Source organism: Streptococcus mitis, assembly GCF_946190275.1.
GTDB lineage: Bacteria > Bacillota > Bacilli > Lactobacillales > Streptococcaceae > Streptococcus > Streptococcus mitis_DC.
Window position 1 is genome coordinate 150,102 of sequence record NZ_CAMHZQ010000003.1, and the last position, 20,579, is coordinate 170,680.

Below are 20,579 nucleotides of genomic sequence, written 5' to 3' on the forward strand. Positions count from 1 at the left end.
AAATATCCTCACAAAAAAACGCATAGTATCATATTTTCAATGCCTGATACTATGCGCTTTTTACTTTTAAAGACTTTCCCCCAACCTCTTTTCTAATGTTGATGCCCATGAGGTTGCTCTAAGGCTGTTACCTTTCGCTTATGTTGCGCATGATTGCTTTGACTGGTGTCCACTTCGATGGTAATATTCTGAATTCCTCTTTCTTCTAAGAGCTGACGTACTTGATTCTTTGTTTCCGTCATCTGATCCCAATCTTCTAAACAGAGATGGGCAATGGCATTATTTTCCAGACCATCCATGGACCAAATGCTAAGTTGATTGACACTTTTGATATTGGTCAGAGCCTCCAAATCCTTCTCCAAATCATCTGTCTCTAGTCCTTCTGGCACAGCATCCAGGAAAATCTTGAGCGCGCTCCAAAAACGAGGAAGGGCTTTTGTTAGAATGAATATGGAAATGACAAGCGATAAGAGCGGATCAAGGATATACCAATCTGTAAATCGAAGGATAATCGCCACTAGAATGACAGCCAACCAACCAAGTGTATCTTCAAAAAAGTGCAGGCTGAGAATTGACTCGTTCTTTGTCTTTCCCTTACGAACTACTAGACTAGCTAGCACATTGATACTGACTGCAATGATTCCTAGCCAGAGGATACCTTCATCATTGACGGGCTGTGGATTAAAAAGTTTAGTTATATTTTCCAAAATCACTAGGATGGATCCTGTGATAAGAATCACAGCAGTCACTAGTGCTCCTAAAAGACTAAATCGCTTGTAACCCAAGGTGTACTGCCTATCTTCTTCTCTATTTGAGATTGTTTCTAAAAAGGCCGATATGCCAATAGCTATAGCATCTCCCAAGTCATGGACAGAATCAGCAAGAACAGCACTCGAACCAAAGATTCCTCCTGCGATAAACTCAACAATAGCATAGCTTAAATTTAAGAAAAAAGCTATCCAAATAGTATATTTTGCCTTCATCTTTCTCATTCCTTTGTTATAATAGATTTATGAACATCTTGTTCATTATCATTATCCGCTAAAACTCAAAGAAAGGATAGAAGCAAAACGTCAACTTTATTCAGTTCTGAACAATTTGCCTCAAGTGTCCACATGACGAACATTGACCGCCGTATCAGCAAAACAAAAAAAGCCATATATCAAGCTTTTCTACAACTCTTGAACGAGAAGGGCTACGAATCCACTACAGTTCAGGATATCATTGACCTCGCAGATGTGGGACGTTCCACCTTTTACTGTCACTATGAGAGCAAGGAACTACTTCTGGACGAACTTTGTCGCTACCTCTTCCATCACCTCTTTGAAAGAGAGCAATCCATTTCAACCGAGGACTACCTCGCCCACCTCTTTCTCCATTTTCAGAAAAACCAAGACCATATCACCAGTCTGCTATTTTCCAAAAATGACTACTTCCTCCGTCAACTCCAGAGAGAGTTAGAACACCATGTCTATTCCGTGATGGCTGATGATTTAAGAGAAGCTCACCCGAGTTTGCCTACTTCTTACCTCCAACACTTAGTCGTGTCCAACTTTATCGAGACATTGACCTGGTGGCTCAAAAAAGGACAAGACTTCACAGACCAGGAAGTTGTCCAATTTTATCTAGACCTTCTCATTCCTAAAAATTGAATATAGATTAGAGCTCAGTTACCTTATTTCTAGGCTACTGAGTTTTTTATCTTTGTTAGGTAAATCCGTATTCTGCTTAGCAGCCTTGCTCCATTGATACCAACCAACTAGACTGTTAATGAGATAAATTAGATATTTCCCTTGAATTTGCAGGCTTTCTCCCCACAAGAGATAGATTGAAAAGACATTGGTAGCTGCCCAGAATATCCACTGTTCACGGTAAACGGCTGTCATGAGGATTTGCCCTACCCCATTGAATGGGAACAGCGTAAGTTGGGAGACGAAGTTCGAATAGTGATGGGACAGTCTCCTAATTCAGAAAATAATACTGATGATCCTAATGGGCGCTAAAAATGCGAAGACCTATGAAGACATATTTTTTATTAGTCAAACAAAAAATCCGAAAGAAATGGTATATGATTATGACCATGAAACAAAGTAAAATCAAACCGAGTGATCTGAGGAAGCACCCGATGATCATGAAACGTTATTAAACACAAAAGTCACCCATGTGAGTTCTTGCCAGAAGCTGAAGTTAATCCTTCAACCTGGAAAACCCGCAGAGGTGACTTTTTCTATACATCTCGATTTTTCTGGCAATAATCATTAACCGATAAATATGTCTGTGAATCACCCAGCGACTCCGCTATGTCCATAATCCGCGGTGGTAGTAATCCCACTCGCTGGACAAGTTCGTGATTGCTGAACAATTCCCGTGGACTGCCGGCGAAGCCAAACTTCCCGTGTTCCATAACATACACCGACTCAAACTCGGCGGCGACCCAATCCATGTCATGGGTGATGGTCACAACTTGGTGGCCCGAATCAGCCAACTGATGGAAAATTGCGGTCAACTTGCGCCGGCTTTCCCAATCAAGCGACATCATCGGCTCATCAAATAAATAAATCGCTGGATCCACTGCCAAAACTGTGGCAACGCTCAACAGCTTGCGTTCCGACAATGACAGGTCATATGGACTTTCAGCTGTTTTATCATCCAAGCCAACTCTTTTTAGAGCCGCTAAAGCCCGCCTCGTAATCGTGTCGTGGTCATCCATGACCTGCGCGACATTCCACTCCACCTCTCGTTGAACGGTCGGGTTGAAAAGCTGATCGTCAGGATTCTGAAAAGTAATCCCAACCTTCAGTAACTTTTCGACTGGTTTAAGATCATTAAAATTTTCTCCATCGATCTTAATCACACCGGTTTGTGGTGTCAGCAAACCCGTCAACAATTTGAAGAGCGTTGATTTGCCGGCACCATTTTGGCCGACAATAGCCACCATCGGATCGGCGAAGTGTTTGTCTTCAACATCCAAGCTAAAGGACCGTTCCGGATAAGTGAACGTCAGGTGGCTTAGTTCAATTGTGGACATAACGAACCTCCTTCAGATCAGCGTAATTCACCGGATACCGGCCATCAGCCAAGTGCCAATCCATTTTTTGAGCAAGTTGCTGGATTGTAGGGGCTGGAATCTGCCAGTCAGCTGCCAAATGATTAAACACCTCACCCGGCCTGCCCTGGGCTACCATTTGACCCTCGTGCAGCACCCACACAACGTCGGCGACTTCGCACAAATCGTCAATTTCACTGGTGACAATGAAGACAGTCGTCTCTTTAACTTGGGCCAGCCATTGGAAAAATTGCCGGCGGCCAAGGGGATCCATTTCACTGGTCGGATCATCCATAATCAAAACAGCCGGATTAGCCACAATCGCCGTGGCAATTGCCAACCGCTGGATCTGACCACCGGAAAGGCTCTCGGGACGCAAATTCAGCTGTTCAATCAGCCCCATTTGCGTGGCAACTTCTTCAACCCGTTTTTGAATCAGTCCTTCAGCCATTCCCTGATTAATCAAGTCAAAGGCGATTTCATCGGCAACCGTGTCTGCCAACCCGCTTAGTTGGCCAGCTGGATTTTGCAGTACAACTCCATTCATGGCATTATAAACGGGCCAATTGTCGGACACTCGCTGGCCAAACATGTGCCAATCGCCCTCAATCTCAGCAGACACAATTTTGGGAATGACCCCTGCCAGCACACGGCACAAAGTCGATTTGCCGGAGTGGCTATTCCCGATAATCCCAACCACCTGGCCGGTATGAACCTCCGCGTTAATCTGACGCAGTTGTGGTTGCTCAGTACCCGGATAACGGGTGGTCAAATTTTCAATTACAATCCGTTTATCTTCGTCCATATCTTCCACCCAATCAATAAAATTGCCAATCCAGTCAGACCAATGTGCAGCGTCCGCGACAGGCGATACACGCGCTGGGAGGTTCTGACAGTCCGGTTGAGATTATCAAAACCTCTCAGTTGGAGAGAAATCGACCGCGTCATCGATTGATCCAAGGTCTTAATCACCAATGGAATTAGAACCGGCAGGACTGACTTTAATTTCTGAATCAACGTTTTTTGCGGATTGGTTCCGCGAACTTTTTGTGCCTGCTGGATTTTCCGCATATTGCGCATCATTTCCGGCAAAATATAACACACCGACATCAGAACGTAGACGGTTTTATAAGACAATCCGGACAGTTCCAAATAGGCTGCGTTTTCTGAAATACTCGTGGTCACCATAAAAAAGCCACTGGTCAAAATAATCACCAATACTCGACAACCCAGAGTGGTGGCGTAAATCAGGCCTTCTTTGTAGAACGACACCCCAAGCACAGAAAACAGCACAGTTTGATTCCGACTGTAAAATAACCCTTGGATGATCAGCATGGTGCAAATCAGAAACAGGCTGAATCCCAGCGCCTTAAAGGTGGTAGAACTCAATTTGGAAAATAACAATAGCAGTGTTGCGACAAGAATTAATCCGACCTGAAGCAATAAATTCATACTGGCAAAGCTCAACAACGTCATGTCCAAGATGAACAAGAGCTTAGTAATCGGATCGATCACCTGGTACCACTTGAGCTTGACCCGTGGCGCTCCAGAAATCAATGTTTTATCAGTCATCATTTATCATCGCTAAAGAAGTGCACCATCCGCTTCGGCAGCTGACGATAGATGAATAATGCCAGATAGGCCACGCAGACTTTATCCAAAATATCCAAGACAAACTCATCGGTAAATGAGGCCAGCCACACTGGTGCATGATTGGCGACCATTACCGCAAACAATGAGTCACCCCAAGCGATACCGGTCTGACCACCCCAAAAGATGACGTTGAGTGGCGTTGAAATGACAGCTGAAACGATGGCAATAATAATAGCAGAAACAAATACTCGTCGCGCTGACGAGAACCACCCATTGGCGTGCAAAACTCCGACAGCAATCCCAATTCCGATGCTGGTAATCGCATACACGGTTGAAATTGGCGATAAGGTCAGCCCATAGATCACGTTGTTGATGAAACCACTAATGGCACCGGCAACTGGCCCAGCCAACATGCTGGTAAGAAAGGTTCCCAAAGACCCCAGCCAAACGGGCAACTTTAACCCCTCCGCCAAGGCTTTGGCAACATAGTTAATCCCCACGGCAGCGGGAATCAAAGTCATGGTGGCAGCACTTAACTTAAATTTCCACATACTGGTACGATGAATCGGTTCTGTTTTCATAATCTTCTCCTTTTGTTTTTAAAGAGCCGTGTCTGGATAGACTTTCGGACGCAACGCTCTATTATATATCTACTGAACTGTCTATACACAAGATTTCCATCCTTAGTCGACATGAGCTGGAAATCCTTATTTGTTAAGTAGTTCACAACACATTATACACCTATTTTGTGAATAGTCAAGTGTATTTACAGTAAAATTTTAGAAAATCCTAAAAATTTGCTCTTATTTTCCATTTAAAAATGAAAATCATTAATTCTGACACCAAAAAAGCCCAGACGAAATTGTCTGAGCGTTCTTCTATATAGTCGTTTAAGTAAGTTGAACTTACGATTCTCAAGCTATTTCTTCAACAAACCTTGTTCTTGTAGAAACTCCTTGGCTACTTGTTCTGCTGACTTGCCTTCAACACCGACTTGGTAGTTGAGCTGGCTCATCTGGCTTTCAGTAATTTTACCAGCCAATTTATTGAGAACTGTTTCCAACTCTGGATGTTTCTTGAGAAGAGCTTCTTTCATCAGTGGAGCTCCTTGATAAGGTGGGAAGAGTTGCTTGTCATCTTCCAAAACCTGTAAATCGTAACGCGCCAACTCTGCATCGGTTGAATAGGCGTCCGTGATTTGAATATCGCCTGACTGAATAGCCTGATAGCGAAGGGCTGGCTCCATGGTCGCCACATTAAGCTTGAGACCGTACATTGATTGCAAGCCCTTATTGCCATCTTCACGGTCATTAAACTCAAGTGTAAAGCCTGCCTTCAACTGCCCTTCCACTTTTTTCAAGTCCGAAATGGTCTTCAAGCCATATTCTTGAGCAATCTTTTTCGGAACAGCCACAGCGTAGGTATTTTGATAAGACATAGGTTTGAGATAGGCTAGACGATCCTGTTTGGCAATACCATCACGCGCTACCTGATAAACCTGCTCTGGCTCATGACTCACCTTGGGTGATGGTTGAAGCAAACTTTCAGTCACCGTACCAGTAAATTCAGGATAGATATCAATATCGCCTTTTTTCAGAGCTTCATAGAGAAAGCTTGTTTTCCCAAAATTCGGTTTAACAGTAGCAGTCATGCTGGTATTTTCTTCAATCAGCAACTTATACATATTGGCCAAAATTTCTGGTTCTGGACCCAATTTACCAGCAATAACCAAGTTTTCTTTCTCTTTTTGAGCTAAGAGGGCTGGACTATAAGATAGACCAAGTAATATGGTAACCAAGGCAAAACCAGAAAAAATCGTCCGCAATTTTGCTTTTTCCATCACTTTTAGTAAGAAGTTAAAGGCAATAGCAAGCACTGCAGAAGAAAGTGCCCCAATCAAAATCAGACTGGCATTATTACGGTCAATTCCCAAAAGGATAAAGGAACCCAGTCCCCCTGCCCCAATCAAGGCAGCCAAGGTTGCCGTACCGATAATCAAGACAGCTGCCGTCCGAATCCCAGACATCATAACAGGCATGGCAAGTGGAATTTCAAACTTCTTGAGACGTTCCCATCTGGTCATCCCAAAGGCAATCCCAGCCTCTTGCAGACTCGGATCAATTCCCTTCAGCCCAGTGATGGTATTTTGCAAAATCGGAAAAATCGCATAAATCACTAGAGCTGTCAAAGCTGGCAAGGTTCCAATTCCCATCAAAGGAATAAAGAGCCCCAACAAGGCCAGTGACGGGATAGTCTGGAAAATCCCAGCAATCTGCAAGACCCAATCCGCCAGCTTCTCATGATAGCGAAGATAAACAGCCAAGGGAATCGCGATAAAGATAGCTAGTAACAAGGTTAAAAGTGACAACTGCAAATGTTGAGATAGAGCTGTCAACCAATCACTAAAACGATCCTGAAAAGTTGCAATTAAATTAGTCATGAACACTACCTCCAAACAAGTCTGCTACAAATTCTGTGGCAGGAGCTTTTAAAATAGTCTCGGGATTCGCTACCTGGCGAATTTCCCCATCCTGTAAAACAGCAATACGGTCCGCCAACTTCAAGGCCTCATCCGTATCATGGGTCACAAAAATCGTTGTCATCCCAAACTCTTTATGCAATTCTTTAGTCAGAACCTGCAACTGTTTTCTCGAAATAGCATCCAAGGCTGAAAAAGGCTCATCCATGAGGAGAATCTTAGGCTGACCAATCATAGCACGAACAATACCGATCCGTTGCTGTTCTCCACCAGATAATTCACTAGGCAAACGATGCCCATACTCAGCTACTGGCAAGCCAACCTTAGCCAAAAGCTCTTCTGTTTTCTGAGCAATTTCTTCCTTAGTCCATCCTTTCATCTCAGGAATCAGTGCAATATTTTCCGCGACCGTTAGATTTGGAAAGAGAGCAATGGCTTGTAAAACATAACCAGTAGAAAGACGAAGTTCACGCTCATCATAATCTTTAATGCGCTTGCCATCCATATAAATATTTCCATCAGTTGGTTCCAAAAGACGATTAATCATCTTGATCATGGTCGTCTTACCTGAGCCAGATGGACCAACTAAAACCATAAACTCTCCATTCTCAATTCGTAAATTGACATCTCTCAAAACATCTTTTTCTGTGTAACGTAAAGCTACATTTTTGTATTCAATCATTCTGTATCCTCAATTTAAAACTTCCATCGATTGGTCAAGTCTTCTACCTTAGGCATGACTTCCTTATTGTCCCAATGCTCCACAATTTTCCCGTTTTCTAGACGGAAGATATCGTACTGGGCATAGGCAACTCAACCAATCCGATTCTGACCATAGCTAACCACATAGTTTCCTTGTCCTAAGAGTTGGAAAACAAAGTCAAAAGTGGCCTTTACTTATAAACAGCTAATTTGCTCCATTTTAAACCTCATTTTCCTCCTCTTTCAGATTAGCCAAAATTCTTTCTTGAAAGGCTTCAAACTGACGAATTTCTTCCTCTGAAAATCCTTTGTAAAAGATCCTATCCAATTTCTGACTGACACGATGCCCCACTTCTTTCTGAGACTGCCCCAACTCTGTTAAAACTAAATACTTCTTACGCTTATCCTCTCCACATGGACTAACGGTTACAAGATTTTGTTCCTCTAGCTTTTTAATCATCGTCGTCAGCGTATTATTAGCAAGTCCAGTCGCCAAAGCAATATCTGTCGCAGTTGCGCAGCCAGTTTCACTATTCCATAAAACCGCTAAAATCTTTCCCTGTTCACTCCGATAAAGAGCTTCAGGATCCCGACTAAGTAACTTTTGAAAAATCCGCCCATTCAACAAACGAATATGATGGGCTACCAAATGACTATCTTTCATGACACCTCCTTTTATTTCTACATCGAAACGAATAAAGTAATTATAACACTCGCCATTCCATCTGTCAACTATTTCGATTTGGAAATAATTTTTCCCAGTAAAAAATTCTCCTACCCAAGGTAGAAGAATTTTAATCTTATAAAACTTAATCCGTCATGTCCGATACCAAGGTTCGATGCTCCAATGGAACACTGCACATAACTAGCAAGAAAATGAAACCTGACTGAATCCAGAAGAGGGCCAAGTCAAAGATTCCGTGTACAGCAACCACTGTAAGGAAAGACAGATAAAGACCGATAATCGGGCGTTTCCCCGACTCCTGACTCATATCCATCATCAAGCGAACAGGAGCAACAGAAGACAAAACTAGTAAAATAGTCCCCACAATTCCATAACTCAGAATCGTATCAATATAAAGACTATGAGCATGTTCATGATAAGGAGCATTTATCCGAGGATACGAGTGCATGTAGGTCAATGGCCCCTCACCCCAAAAAGGATTTTGCTTAAACAAGGCCATCCCAGCATCCCAGATAGAAATGCGTTCTTCCATAGAAGAGTCTAAAGTCCCCATCCGAACTCCCAAATCACTAGAAAAGAGGAAACTCAAGCCAATCGCAAAGACCCCAATACTAAGCCAAAAGGCCTTCCAGTTTTTAATGGTCGTAAAGAGATAAATAATGGCTCCAGCGATAATAGCAGGAAAGGCAGTTCGATTTTGCGTAAAGTTCAAACCAAAGAGATTCACAAAGCCTGCAATCACACAAAATACTTTCAACCAATTCAACTTGGTCGTTGTAAACAGATAGAAAGCAATCATGATACAGAAACAACAAATAATTCCATAATAATTAGGATTAAAGAAGGTCACTTCTGCACGATTCTGATGCCAAACCTGCATATTGGGTGAAAGAAAAGCATAGTTAAATTTCTTCACAATTTGGAAATGTTCTAAACTCGCAAAAGCAGCTGACAAGACGCTACCAAACAAGACGAGCTGCAAAATCAATCGAAAGAATTTATGTGATAAAATCGACTGATAGTGCAAAAAGAAAATAGTAAATAGAAAAATTCCTACTGAAGCCACAACTCCCATCCAATTTTGTGCAAAAACGGATATAACAGTACTATAGCCCAGAAAAAGAAGCAGCATCGGATGCTCCCTCATTTTCTGAAGAATACTTTTCATGTCTCCTGTAAAAATTAAACTGATAATATATAAACAGAATACAACTACAAAAAGATAAAAGGGTAAAAAGATACTCAGGATAATTCCCAATAAAATCAGCTCTTTACTAGACAACCCTTTCAGCTTTTCAATAAAGCCTATTGATTTCAAAATGAATCCTTTCTCTCCAAATCAGTTGATTCAGATAATAGTAAGCTACCCTTTATTGTACCACTTTTTTAGCAATTTGAAAACAAAGGAAACGTTTTCTAAAATAAAAACCCTATTTTATCAACCATATCAAGGCTTCAAAATGTTACTTCAATTCCGTTCTCAATTACCCGATAAGTCTGATTTTGCAAATCAATTTCTGCTACTGCTGTTACGGACTTATCTTTATTTTGACGTTTGATTACAATGCTGTGGGCTGTTGATGTTTCAACGTCAATAGTTCCTTCTAAATCAAATGCTTCTGAACGATTACGGAAAGAAAATAGATTGAGAAGGGCCTTCACCACAGGACGTTGGACTTCTTCTGCTATTTCCTCATTGCTATAGTAATGACGATTAATATTTCGACCTTCTTTAGTTTCTTCTAATAATTTCAAGTCATTCTTGCCTGCTAATAGCCCCACATAGTAAACTTGAGGAATACCTGGAGCAAAAGCTTGAATTAATCGTGCAAGGAAATACTTGACATCATCGTCTCCAAGCGCTGAATAGTAGGTTGAATTGATTTGGTAGATATCTAAATTGTTATACTCGGCACTGGAGTACTTACGTTTGACATTAGCTCCAACCTTATAGAGCTCATTTGAAGCATAGTCGATTTCCTCATCAGTCAAGATATCCTTGACATCTACTACTCCAATCCCATCATGGGTGTCTAGCGTCGTAAACTGCTTCATTGGGCTCATCTTTAACCACTTGGCCAAACGCTCTGTTCTGGAACTGTAAAGAGTATAAAGTGTCACCATTGGAAGAGCAAAATCATAAACATAGTAATCATGGTCTGCTATTTTAAACTGAATCGAATAGTGTTCATGAATCTCAGGTAAAAGCTCTGTCCCATACTCAGCAGCGATATCTCGAACTTTGTCCAATAAATCCCAAATATCTGGTTCTACAAAGAAATCATTAGTATCCAATTTCTTCACTGCATAAGCAAAGGCATCTAGACGAATCAAATCACATCCATTACTTGCCAAGTGCTGAATGGTCTTACGGATAAATTCCATCGTTACTTCTTTGCTCACATCAAGATCAATCTGCTCCTCACCAAAGGTATTCCACAAATGTTCCACTGAACCATCTTCAAACACAATCTCTTGCTTTGGTGCACGATCCTTACGCTTGTAAATTAAATCTACATCAGACTGTGTCGGACGGTTTTCTGGCCAAAACTTATCCCAGTTTAAAAAGAGATCTTTAAATTCACTGGCTTCATGTTTTTCTTGATAGTCCTTATAATACTTGGATTGACGAGAAATATGATTAATCATAAAGTCAAACATAAGATAATATTTCTCACCTAAACGCTTAATATCCTCCCAATCACCAAAAGCTGAGTCCACTTCGTCGTAGTCAACAGGCGCAAATCCACGATCACCTGTTGATGGGAAAAATGGTAGAAGGTGAACTCCTCCAATAGCATCTCCAAAATGCTCTTCCAAATTCTCATATAAGTCTTTAAGATTATTTCCCAGACTATCTGAATAGGTAATCAACATGGTTTTATTCTGAATTGGCATCATTACTCTCCTTTTTTTAATTGAAGCCAAGTCTCATATGACTTGGCTTCGTAAATCAAATTCATATCATACTCTTCTAAAATCTCTTCAAACCACGTCAGCTTTATCTGCAACCTCAAAGCTGTGCTTTGAGCAACCTGCGGCTAGCTTCCTAGTTTGCTCTTTGATTTTCATTGAGTATTAAATCTCTGTTTATCATCAAACTCGTACTAAATATAGACTTCAATAAACTAAGTACTACTTTCTTGTTTTCTACATAGAATTATCAACAAGCTGAACCCTTCCTCTGTGTCAAAGACTATAGATTCCATGAGTTCTTCTTACTTCACTGCTCCGTTGCTCATGCCTGAAATAATATGTTTTTGGAAGATGAGGTAGACGACAGTAATTGTTACAATTCCCACAATATAGGATGCAAAACTTGGCCCATAGTCATTAAAATACTGACCTTGGTAGTTGTACTGGAAGAGAGGCAAAGTCCACAGCTTGGAATCCTTATTCAAAATTAACAATGGCAACATAAAGTCATTCCAGAACCATAATGCATTGATAATCAAGGTTGTAGCATGCATGGGCTTCAGCATTGGAAAGATAATTCGACGGTAAGTTGTAAATCGATCAGCCCCATCAATTTCTGCAGCTTCATCTAAACTATCTGGTACACTGATTTTAATATAACCAACGTACAAGAAGAGAGTCTGTGGAATTGCATAAGTTAGATAAAGTAGTACCAACCCCCACATATTTGCCAGACCGAGTTTGCTCATCATAACTGTGATAGGAATCATAATCACCTGAAATGGAACAAATATCCCTAAGATCAAGAGCGAATACATAATTGCAAAGGCTTTTTTCTTGGACATATTTCGAGCAATGGAATAGGCTGCAGCTGGTATAAAGAAGGCTACTACAATCAATGATAACACCGTAATAACAGCTGAATTCCAGAAATAGCCTCCAATCCCATCCGAAACTAATCGTTCATAATTACTTAACGTAAAAGGATTGGGCAAACCAAAGAAATGATTCATGATATCCTTGGTTGTCTTGAAGGAACTAAAAACCGTTACCAACAAAGGAACAAGTATGAGAATACCACCTACTATCAAGAGGACATACTTCCAAAACTGATTCAATTTTTCTTCTTTTTTCATGTGTAAGACTCCCCTATTAGATTTCAAATTTCTTTGATAGTTTGATTTGGATAAGAGAAACAATTCCAATAATTAAGAATAAAATCAAGGCAATTGCATTCGCATATCCATATTGATTACTCTTGAAGGCATAGTTATAGACTAAAAGACCAAGAGACGTTGTAGCATTATTTGGACCACCACTCGTCAAGGCAAAAATTTGGTCAAAGGCAGTCAAACCGGACTTAAGAGCTAGGATAAAAACCATAGAAATCGTTGGCAACAAATATGGTAATTCAATTTTCCAAAAAGTTTGTTTGCTTGTTGCACCATCAATTGATGCCGCCTCCAAAATATCACTTGGAATACTCTGAAGACCAGCAAGAAAGAGAATAATTGGCATTGCTACTCCTTGCCATAGAAGAACAAAAATAGTTGCCACTACCGCTCCGATTGGTGTTCCTAATAGACTTTCTTGTAAAAAACTAATCCCTAAAATTTTTCCAATCGTTGGAAGACCATAGTTAAAGAATTGTTTAAAAATCAAGGAAACTGTCAATCCAGACAAAACCGCTGGGAAAAAGAACCATGCTCTAAAGAAGGTCTGCCCTTTCATCTTAGAATTTAAGGCTCGAGCCACAACCATCCCAATTGTAATCTCTCCAATAATCAATGCCAGGGTTAAAACCAAGGTAAAAGCAATGGCTGTGAAGAATTTTCCATCAATCATCAGCAATTTGTAGTTATTCAGACCAACAAATTTATAATTATAGGTCAATCCAGTCCAGTTAGTCAAACTATAGAAAGCACCTTGTACCATCGGAAAGTAAAAGAAGATAGCTTGTAATGCAAGTGGGATGAGCAAAAAAGTCCAACCCCAGTATTTATTTAAAAATTTTCGAATAGCCATATCATCTTAACTCCTATTCTAGTCCAAATCTGCCTTCATTGGATTAAAGAAAGCATTGAGATTGTTTGCCATATTTTTCAGATTTTTATCCATCAAGTAACCTGCACTTAGATTAAAAAAATCTTCTTCAGAATTCCAGTGTTGGCCCAACCAAACATAATGTTTATCCGTAAATGCTAGTTTAGAAATCTCTGCAAGTGCTGAATCTTCTTTTTCCTGTACACCTTTTACAGCAACTGGTGATCCATCCACATCATAATATGCTTGCATAGCTTTTGAACTAGTCATATAGCTGATAAATTCTTCGGTTTCTTTAGGATGTTTGGTAGTAGCTGAAGTTGATAATGCCATGTCCCCTGCACCAACAGTGGCTTCTTTTCCTACTTCTTCTCCTGGGAAGGCAAACATCCCCACATCAAATTTTGGATCCTGTTGATTAATTGCCGCTAATGCCCATGATCCTTGTGGCATCATCAAGGCTTTTTCATTCGAAAACGCTACCACCGCATCGTTATAAGAGGCACCACGCCATCCATCTTGAGCATTATCCGCCAACAAATCTAGTCGTTCTGCATCTGCTTTTAAAATAGCATCATCTACAGAAATAGCATTTGGTTTTGAAAAGCGAAGATAGTTATTAGCTGCATCTCCACTGCCTGTAATGGTAATGAGAGAAAGTTGATGATAACCGTTTAATGTCCATCCTTCATTGCCTGCAACTGCAAACGGAGAATTCCCACTATCTTTTATCTTTTTAACAATCTCTTGAAACTCTTTAAAAGTCTTCGGTTCCTCAAGTCCTAATTCTTTAAACTTTGTTTTATTGTAATAGATTCCATAAAGGTTAGCAGTTAAAGGCACACTATAAATCTTGTGATTGATTGCATACTTTTCTGCGTAGTCATTCTTAATGTTCTCAAGATAAGATTTCCCTGTCATATCTGTAAAGTAACCTGCTTTTGCCCACTCCTGAAAATCCATATTTTGAGGATAGATATTAACAATATCTGGAACATCTCCTGATAAAATCCGAGTCTTCAGAACAATTCCAGCTGCCGGAACAGTCGTCAGTTTTACATCAATAGTAGGATGATCCTTTTCAAAATTATCTACAATTTTTTGCAAAGTATCCGCCATTTCGGTCTTCTGGTTAAAAAATTCAATCGTTACCTTTCCATCAGTCGATTGATTATTCTGACCACAAGCTGCTAGTCCTAGTAAACTAGCCCCAGCGACTAAAAGAAAACCTGCTTTCTTATACCATTTCATTGGAAAGCCTCCTTTATAAATTTATACACCTTTATTATAGTCTTCTAAAAATATACTGTCTACTCAAAAAATCTCCTTGGGATAAAATAACAGTTAAACCCGCATACATTAGTTCTGCACCTGAGTAAACTTCGCCATTTTCCTGTAATTCATATAGTCCCTCTTCATCCAAATCTTTTAACTTTAAAGTTGTTTCCATGGTCTCTACAACTGATAAAACGCGAACGTAGGTTACAATCGTTTGATTTTTGTAATTAAATTGTACAGCTGCTTCATTGGATGCAGTATCAGGATTAATTAGTCTATACTGTTGTCCTAACTGAACTACTGGTCGTAATTCTTTATACAAGTTCACCTGATTAGCAATCGTAGCTTTCTCTTCATCTGATAAACTTGTCAAATCAAGCTCATAGCCCAAATTTCCCATCATTGCTACATGACCACGTGTTTCTAATGGTGTCGTTCGACCCATCTGATGATTCGGTACTGCTGACACATGAGCCCCCATAGAAATGGTTGGATAGAGATAGGATGAACCGTATTGAATTGGTAAACGTGCAATAGCATCAGTATTATCACTAGCCCAGACTTGTGGGAAATAGCGCATCATACCAAGATCATTTCGTCCACCACCACCAGAGCAGGACTCAAAGAGAATATGGCTGTGCTTTTCTGTCAGATAAGAAACGAGTTCGTAAAGCCCCAACATGTACTGATGAGATTGCATCTGTGTTTCTAGATAAGTAAAGCCATTTCCTAGGTTAGTCATATTACGATTCATATCCCATTTAATGTAATCAATCTCATGATAAGATAGGAGTTCATCTAATACATTTTTCAAGTATTCTACTACCTGAGGATTGGCAAGATTAAGTACTAATTGATTCCGAGAATAAGTATGCTCATAGCCAGGAACCTGAATAGCCCAGTCAGGATGTTTACGATACAAATCACTATCTACAGAAATCATCTCAGGTTCTAACCAAAGCCCAAACTGCAAACCTCTTTCATGGATAGCTGAAATCAGACTTTCTAAACTTCCACCCAGTTTTTCCTCATTAACACTCCAGTCACCTAAAGCACGATTATCATCAAAGCGATTGCCAAACCAACCATCATCTAATACAAAAAGTTCAATGCCAACTTTCTTAGCTTCATCAGCTAGCTCTAACAGTTTTTCTCTCTGAAAATCAAAGTAAGTAGCTTCCCAGTTATTAATTAGAATTGGGCGTTCTTTTGTAGAAAATTTACTTGGCATAATGTGCTTCAGTACAAAATTCTGACTTTCATGACTAATACTAGTTAATCCCTTGTCTGAATAGGTCATTAAAGCTACCGGTGTTTCAAAGTATTCCTCAGGGTCTAACTTCCAAGAAAAGTTTTCCGGATTAATCCCAATAGCCAGCCGAACTTCATTCAATTGATTCTTTTGAACAAAAGCTTCAAAGTTTCCACTATACATTAGTTGAATAGCAAACACATTCCCTGCATCCTCTGTGATTCCTTGATCACATAGTAGAAGAGCTGGTGTTTGAGCATGCCCAGAAGCTCCACGGTTCGAACTAATCGAAAAGATTCCTTGTTCTACCTGTTGACGTCTGACAGTCTTTTCACGAGCATAAGCTCCCTGAAGAGTTACGATTTCGTAAGCTGCAGCAGGGAAATCAGCCATAAAAGAAAAATCTTTATGGATGACAACTTCCTTATTACTATTATTCTCTAATTTACTGTAGCTAGCAATTGTCGAATCATTATTAAAAGCAGTATAATACAAAGTCAGACTAAGTTGAGCCTTAGAATCTTCTAACATTAAGACAAGAGTCTCTGTATCGTCCATGCTATGTGGAGAAGGTAAGCCCTGTGGTCCATTTTGACCTTTTAAAATCTTTGCTTCTACAAATCGAAAGTCTGTTACTTCAGTTGCATCATGCTGAACCTGTAAAGTTGGTTTTCTAAAGTCACCCAAACCATGTTGTCCAAAAATTTGACGTTGTGTATCTAAGCTAAAGGTTCGATTAGTAGCTGTTGGATTTCCTGAAAAGGCATGATCTCGTTCATAAACACTATTGGAACCTTTATAGTTCTTAATAGTCTTTCCTAAATGTTTCAAAAGTAAGTAGCCATTTCGATTTTCAATAATCAAACTTAGATTTTTACTCTCAACATAAAATAGATTATTCTCTATCCTAACTCCCATTTACTTCACCTCATCACTTTATTGACTCTATTTTATCATCTGAAATCGCTTTCTAAAATAGAAAAATGTCTCAAGAATATGGTAAAATGTTAGGTAGGAGGTAGCACATGTTAGTTTTTTCAGAATACCAGACTGGAACAATCGACCTTTCCCTAAGCTTTTATGGATATGAGGAATGCACACCAAATTACTCTTTTGGTCCAGCCATTCGTGATACATACGTTCTACATTACATTAGTAAAGGACAAGGAAAATTTCATTACAAGGGTAAAATTGTTGATTTAAAAGAAGGAGATTTCTTTCTATTAAAACCAGATGAACTAACCTTTTATCAAGCAGATAGTAAAGAACCTTGGGCCTACTACTGGTTAGGAATCACTGGAGGGAAGGCTCCTGACTATTTTGCTCTTTCTCAAATTTCTGATCAATCCTATCTCATCCAATCTGAAACTTGTCATACCCAGACTACTGCAAAACTCATCTCAGACATTGTCCGCTTCGCTCAGATTACCAAATCAAATGAATTAGCTCAACTCCATATCATGGGACAACTCCATGAACTGATGTTTCATCTGGGAACTATTGCTCCCAACCAGAAGAAAAAGAATATTTCATCGACCCACCAACTCTATCTTGAATGCAAAAGATTAATTGATAGCCACTATCCTCAATCACTTACAATTCAAGATTTAGCAAAAGAACTATCCGTTCACAGAAGCTACTTATCAAGCGTATTCAAAGAATTTAACACCTTATCCCCAAAAGAATACCTACTATACGTTCGAATGTATCGAGCTAAACAACTCCTCGAAAATACCCAAGAGTCAATCAAGGTAATAGCATACTCGGTAGGCTTTTCAGATCCACTACATTTTTCTAAAGCTTATAAACAATACTTTAATCAGACTCCAAGTCAAACAAGAAAAGAATATTCTCAACACCAACTAGTGAGAAAGGAAACACTATGAAATCCTACCAAGCCGTCTACCAAATTCTAGCTAAAGAAATCGATTATATCAGCGGAGAAAAAATTGCAGAAGAACTATCACTAACTCGAACATCAATTTGGAAAGCCATCAAGCGTTTAGAACAAGAATGCATTGAAATTGATAGTATCAAAAACAAAGGCTATAAACTGGTGAATGGAGACCTTATTCTTCCAGAACTTATAGAACAAAATCTTCCAATTAAAATCAGTTTTAAACACGAAACAAGATCAACACAACTCGATGCAAAAGAAGCAATTGATTTAGGGAATGAAGCAAACACCCTCTATCTAGCTTCCTATCAAACAGCAGGGCGTGGGCGTTTTCAACGCTCCTTCTACTCTCCTCAAGGTGGAATTTATATGACCCTCCATCTTAAACCAAATCTTCCATATGACCAATTACCATCCTACACACTACTTGTAGCAGGAGCTGTCCACAAAGCCATTAAGAACCTAACTTTAATAGATGTCGACATAAAATGGGTCAATGATATCTACCTAAATAATCATAAAATTGGAGGAATTCTCACTGAAGCAATGACCTCTGTAGAAACAGGCTTAGTCACAGATATCATTATTGGAATAGGAATCAACTTTGCTATCAAAGACTTCCCTCAAGAATTAAAAGAAAAAGCTGGTAGTTTATTTAAAGTACCAGCACCTATAACAAGAAATGAATTAATCATAGAGATCTGGCGTGCTTTCTTCGAAACACCTGCAGAAGAGCTATTATACCTATATAAAAAACAATCATTCGTTCTTGGAAAAGAAGTTGCTTTCACACTGGATAAAAAAGACTACAAGGGACTTGCTAAAGATATCTCTGAAAATGGAAAACTTTTAGTACAATGTGATAACGGAAAAGAAATCTGGCTCAATAGCGGAGAAATTTCACTCAAGAGTTGGAAGTAGTAATAAACAAGCACAACCATAAAAACGACAATATATAAAGATTTTAGCTTTTCTGCAGCCCACTATAGTTGACAAAGAGCGCAAAAAAACTTCAGATAAGTAATCCAATTAAGTTTTACAAATCTGAAGTTTTTATTCTACTATTCTTAAAAATACAAAAAAAGAGTTATAAACTCTCAATAAAACGGAGAATAAGGGATTCGAACCCTTGCGCCAGTTACCCGACCTAACGATTTAGCAAACCGTCCTCTTCAGCCTCTTGAGTAATTCTCCAATTAATGGGCACGAGTGGACTCGAACCACCGACCTCACGCTTATCAGGCGTGCGCTCTAACCACCTGAGCTACGCGCCCAAGTTAAAAACTTGGTACAAAGAACAAAGTTCAAAGCGGGTGACGAGAATCGAACTCGCGACAACAGCTTGGAAGGCTGTAGTTTTACCACTAAACTACACCCGCATACATACTATAAGTAAAAATGGCGCGAGACGGAATCGAACCGCCGACACATGGAGCTTCAATCCATTGCTCTACCAACTGAGCTACCGAGCCTTATTGCGGGAGCAGGATTTGAACCTACGACCTTCGGGTTATGAGCCCGACGAGCTACCGAGCTGCTCCATCCCGCGTTAATGAAAAGGAGGATGTGGGATTCGAACCCACGCACGCTTTTACACGCCTGACGGTTTTCAAGACCGTTCCCTTCAACCGGACTTGGGTAATCCTCCATACTATTCAAATGGACCTTGTAGGACTTGAACCTACGACCACTCGGTTATGAGCCGAGAGCTCTAACCAGCTGAGCTAAAGGTCCAACAAGATCATTATAGCGGCGAAGGGGATCGAACCCCCGACCTCCCGGGTATGAACCGGACGCTCTAGCCAGCTGAGCTACACCGCCATGAATCGGGAAGACAGGATTCGAACCTGCGACACCTTGGTCCCAAACCAAGTACTCTACCAAGCTGAGCTACTTCCCGAGTTAAATAGAAAAATGCACCCTAGAGGAGTCGAACCTCTAACCGCCTGATTCGTAGTCAGGTACTCTATCCAGTTGAGCTAAGGGTGCTCTATATTATGCCGAGGACCGGAATCGAACCGGTACGATCGTTACCAATCGCAGGATTTTAAGTCCTGTGCGTCTGCCAGTTCCGCCACCCCGGCCTCTCTAAGCGAACGACGGGATTCGAACCCGCGACCCCCACCTTGGCAAGGTGGTGTTCTACCACTGAACTACGTTCGCACTGTTTTCTTCTATCTAAAAATGCCGGCTACATGACTTGAACACGCGACCCTCTGATTACAAATCAGATGCTCTACCAACTGAGCTAAGCCGGCTCATTTATTATATCTTAATGCGGGTTAAGGGACTTGAACCCCCACGCCGTTAAGCGCCAGATCCTAAATCTGGTGCGTCTGCCAATTCCGCCAAACCCGCAGATATGACCCGTACTGGGCTCGAACCAGTGACCCATTGATTAAAAGTCAATTGCTCTACCAACTGAGCTAACGAGTCTAAAATAACTTACGTTATTTCAAACGGTCCCGACGGGAATCGAACCCGCGATCTTCGCCGTGACAGGGCGACGTGATAACCGCTACACTACGGGACCTTTGGGAGTTAACGGGATCGAACCGCTGACCCTCTGCTTGTAAGGCAGATGCTCTCCCAGCTGAGCTAAACTCCCTAGAGCTAAGCGACTTCCATATCTCACAGGGGGCAACCCCCAACTACTTCCGGCGTTCTAGGGCTTAACTTCTGTGTTCG

17 protein-coding genes, 17 tRNA genes and 2 pseudogenes are annotated in these 20,579 nt (G+C 40.5%); 3 read left to right on the forward strand and 33 right to left on the reverse strand.

All coding sequences use genetic code 11. The annotated features are described in order from the left end of the window. Window positions 1-92: 92 nt before the first annotated feature. On the reverse strand, window positions 93-983 hold the full coding sequence (locus N8M20_RS03115) for a cation diffusion facilitator family transporter (protein ID WP_261079036.1): 891 nt from the start codon (window positions 981-983) through the stop codon (window positions 93-95). 132 nt (window positions 984-1,115) lie between these two features. On the opposite strand from N8M20_RS03115, the gene N8M20_RS03120 reads away from it, so the two are divergent. Further along, window positions 1,116-1,652: a TetR/AcrR family transcriptional regulator gene (locus N8M20_RS03120; RefSeq protein ID WP_261010404.1), complete on the forward strand. Its 537-nt coding sequence runs from the start codon at window positions 1,116-1,118 to the stop codon at window positions 1,650-1,652. 18 nt (window positions 1,653-1,670) lie between these two features. Here N8M20_RS03120 and pnuC read toward each other — a convergent pair. The 15 genes and pseudogenes from pnuC to N8M20_RS03195 all read right to left on the reverse strand — a co-directional run. After that, window positions 1,671-1,907: pseudogene (gene pnuC, locus N8M20_RS03125) on the reverse strand (nicotinamide riboside transporter PnuC); the annotation flags it as partial. Window positions 1,908-2,227: 320 nt separating this feature from the next. Further along, window positions 2,228-3,028: an energy-coupling factor ABC transporter ATP-binding protein gene (locus N8M20_RS03130; RefSeq protein ID WP_000103848.1), complete on the reverse strand. Its 801-nt coding sequence runs from the start codon at window positions 3,026-3,028 to the stop codon at window positions 2,228-2,230. Further along, complete coding sequence (locus N8M20_RS03135) at window positions 3,015-3,851, reverse strand: ABC transporter ATP-binding protein (RefSeq protein ID WP_000343048.1); 837 nt, start codon at window positions 3,849-3,851, stop codon at window positions 3,015-3,017. The genes N8M20_RS03130 and N8M20_RS03135 overlap by 14 nt, the downstream gene beginning before the upstream one ends. After that, window positions 3,827-4,618, reverse strand: coding sequence for an energy-coupling factor transporter transmembrane component T (locus N8M20_RS03140; protein ID WP_261079049.1), 792 nt, complete (start codon window positions 4,616-4,618; stop codon window positions 3,827-3,829). The genes N8M20_RS03135 and N8M20_RS03140 overlap by 25 nt, the downstream gene beginning before the upstream one ends. Further along, window positions 4,618-5,220 (reverse strand): hypothetical protein, encoded by a 603-nt coding sequence (locus N8M20_RS03145; protein ID WP_044020306.1) that lies wholly within the window; start codon window positions 5,218-5,220, stop codon window positions 4,618-4,620. Before N8M20_RS03145 ends, N8M20_RS03140 begins: the two co-directional genes overlap by 1 nt. A gap of 338 nt (window positions 5,221-5,558) precedes the next feature. Further along, complete coding sequence (locus tag N8M20_RS03150) at window positions 5,559-7,079, reverse strand: ABC transporter permease/substrate-binding protein (RefSeq protein WP_261079037.1); 1,521 nt, start codon at window positions 7,077-7,079, stop codon at window positions 5,559-5,561. Continuing rightward, the gene (locus N8M20_RS03155; protein WP_061087643.1) at window positions 7,072-7,800 is read right to left on the reverse strand and encodes an ATP-binding cassette domain-containing protein; all 729 of its coding nucleotides are present in this window, start codon (window positions 7,798-7,800) and stop codon (window positions 7,072-7,074) included. The genes N8M20_RS03150 and N8M20_RS03155 overlap by 8 nt, the downstream gene beginning before the upstream one ends. A 14-nt stretch (window positions 7,801-7,814) precedes the next feature. Then, window positions 7,815-8,006, reverse strand: a pseudogene (locus N8M20_RS03160) (nuclear transport factor 2 family protein); the annotation flags it as partial. Window positions 8,007-8,040: 34 nt separating this feature from the next. Beyond that, window positions 8,041-8,484, reverse strand: coding sequence for a MarR family winged helix-turn-helix transcriptional regulator (locus N8M20_RS03165; RefSeq protein ID WP_261079038.1), 444 nt, complete (start codon window positions 8,482-8,484; stop codon window positions 8,041-8,043). A gap of 145 nt (window positions 8,485-8,629) precedes the next feature. Beyond that, window positions 8,630-9,823 (reverse strand): O-antigen ligase family protein, encoded by a 1,194-nt coding sequence (locus N8M20_RS03170; RefSeq protein WP_261079039.1) that lies wholly within the window; start codon window positions 9,821-9,823, stop codon window positions 8,630-8,632. 137 nt (window positions 9,824-9,960) lie between these two features. After that, the gene (gtfA, locus tag N8M20_RS03175) at window positions 9,961-11,403 is read right to left on the reverse strand and encodes a sucrose phosphorylase (protein WP_261079040.1); all 1,443 of its coding nucleotides are present in this window, start codon (window positions 11,401-11,403) and stop codon (window positions 9,961-9,963) included. Window positions 11,404-11,723: 320 nt separating this feature from the next. Continuing rightward, window positions 11,724-12,557, reverse strand: a complete 834-nt coding sequence (locus N8M20_RS03180) for a carbohydrate ABC transporter permease (protein WP_000711264.1) — start codon at window positions 12,555-12,557, stop codon at window positions 11,724-11,726. 16 nt (window positions 12,558-12,573) lie between these two features. After that, on the reverse strand, window positions 12,574-13,446 hold the full coding sequence (locus N8M20_RS03185; protein WP_261063372.1) for a carbohydrate ABC transporter permease: 873 nt from the start codon (window positions 13,444-13,446) through the stop codon (window positions 12,574-12,576). 18 nt (window positions 13,447-13,464) lie between these two features. Then, window positions 13,465-14,715: an extracellular solute-binding protein gene (locus tag N8M20_RS03190; RefSeq protein ID WP_261079041.1), complete on the reverse strand. Its 1,251-nt coding sequence runs from the start codon at window positions 14,713-14,715 to the stop codon at window positions 13,465-13,467. Between the two features lie 34 nt (window positions 14,716-14,749). Continuing rightward, a complete protein-coding gene (locus tag N8M20_RS03195) occupies window positions 14,750-16,912 on the reverse strand; it encodes an alpha-galactosidase (RefSeq protein ID WP_261079042.1) in 2,163 nt (720 codons plus the stop codon). Between the two features lie 107 nt (window positions 16,913-17,019). Here N8M20_RS03195 and N8M20_RS03200 point away from each other — a divergent pair, with 107 nt between their 5' ends. Both N8M20_RS03200 and birA read left to right on the forward strand, forming a co-directional pair. Then, entirely contained in the window at window positions 17,020-17,880 is an 861-nt protein-coding gene (locus tag N8M20_RS03200; RefSeq protein WP_261079043.1) for an AraC family transcriptional regulator, read from the forward strand. After that, complete coding sequence (gene birA / locus N8M20_RS03205; protein WP_261079044.1) at window positions 17,877-18,812, forward strand: bifunctional biotin--[acetyl-CoA-carboxylase] ligase/biotin operon repressor BirA; 936 nt, start codon at window positions 17,877-17,879, stop codon at window positions 18,810-18,812. Before N8M20_RS03200 ends, birA begins: the two co-directional genes overlap by 4 nt. 185 nt (window positions 18,813-18,997) lie before the next feature. On the opposite strand, the gene N8M20_RS03210 is transcribed toward birA, so the two are convergent. The 17 genes from N8M20_RS03210 to N8M20_RS03290 form a co-directional block, all read right to left on the reverse strand. Beyond that, window positions 18,998-19,085 (reverse strand) — tRNA-Ser (locus N8M20_RS03210). 6 nt (window positions 19,086-19,091) lie between these two features. After that, a tRNA-Ile gene (locus N8M20_RS03215) sits at window positions 19,092-19,165 on the reverse strand. Between the two features lie 34 nt (window positions 19,166-19,199). Continuing rightward, a tRNA-Gly gene (locus N8M20_RS03220) sits at window positions 19,200-19,270 on the reverse strand. Window positions 19,271-19,290: 20 nt separating this feature from the next. Further along, window positions 19,291-19,363: transfer RNA gene (locus N8M20_RS03225), tRNA-Phe, on the reverse strand. A 3-nt stretch (window positions 19,364-19,366) separates the two neighbouring features. Next, window positions 19,367-19,440: transfer RNA gene (locus N8M20_RS03230), tRNA-Met, on the reverse strand. Between the two features lie 9 nt (window positions 19,441-19,449). After that, a tRNA-Ser gene (locus N8M20_RS03235) sits at window positions 19,450-19,539 on the reverse strand. 12 nt (window positions 19,540-19,551) lie between these two features. Continuing rightward, a tRNA-Ile gene (locus tag N8M20_RS03240) sits at window positions 19,552-19,625 on the reverse strand. 13 nt (window positions 19,626-19,638) lie between these two features. After that, window positions 19,639-19,712: transfer RNA gene (locus N8M20_RS03245), tRNA-Met, on the reverse strand. A gap of 5 nt (window positions 19,713-19,717) precedes the next feature. After that, window positions 19,718-19,791, reverse strand: a tRNA-Pro gene (locus N8M20_RS03250). 15 nt (window positions 19,792-19,806) lie between these two features. Then, window positions 19,807-19,880 (reverse strand) — tRNA-Arg (locus N8M20_RS03255). A gap of 9 nt (window positions 19,881-19,889) precedes the next feature. Beyond that, window positions 19,890-19,975, reverse strand: a tRNA-Leu gene (locus tag N8M20_RS03260). A 7-nt stretch (window positions 19,976-19,982) separates the two neighbouring features. Beyond that, a tRNA-Gly gene (locus N8M20_RS03265) sits at window positions 19,983-20,054 on the reverse strand. A 22-nt stretch (window positions 20,055-20,076) separates the two neighbouring features. Continuing rightward, window positions 20,077-20,149 (reverse strand) — tRNA-Thr (locus tag N8M20_RS03270). An 18-nt stretch (window positions 20,150-20,167) separates the two neighbouring features. Further along, a tRNA-Leu gene (locus N8M20_RS03275) sits at window positions 20,168-20,249 on the reverse strand. Window positions 20,250-20,254: 5 nt separating this feature from the next. Then, window positions 20,255-20,327: transfer RNA gene (locus N8M20_RS03280), tRNA-Lys, on the reverse strand. Window positions 20,328-20,351: 24 nt separating this feature from the next. Continuing rightward, window positions 20,352-20,424, reverse strand: a tRNA-Asp gene (locus N8M20_RS03285). Window positions 20,425-20,426: 2 nt separating this feature from the next. Continuing rightward, window positions 20,427-20,499 (reverse strand) — tRNA-Val (locus tag N8M20_RS03290). Between the last annotated feature and the right edge of the window lie 80 nt (window positions 20,500-20,579).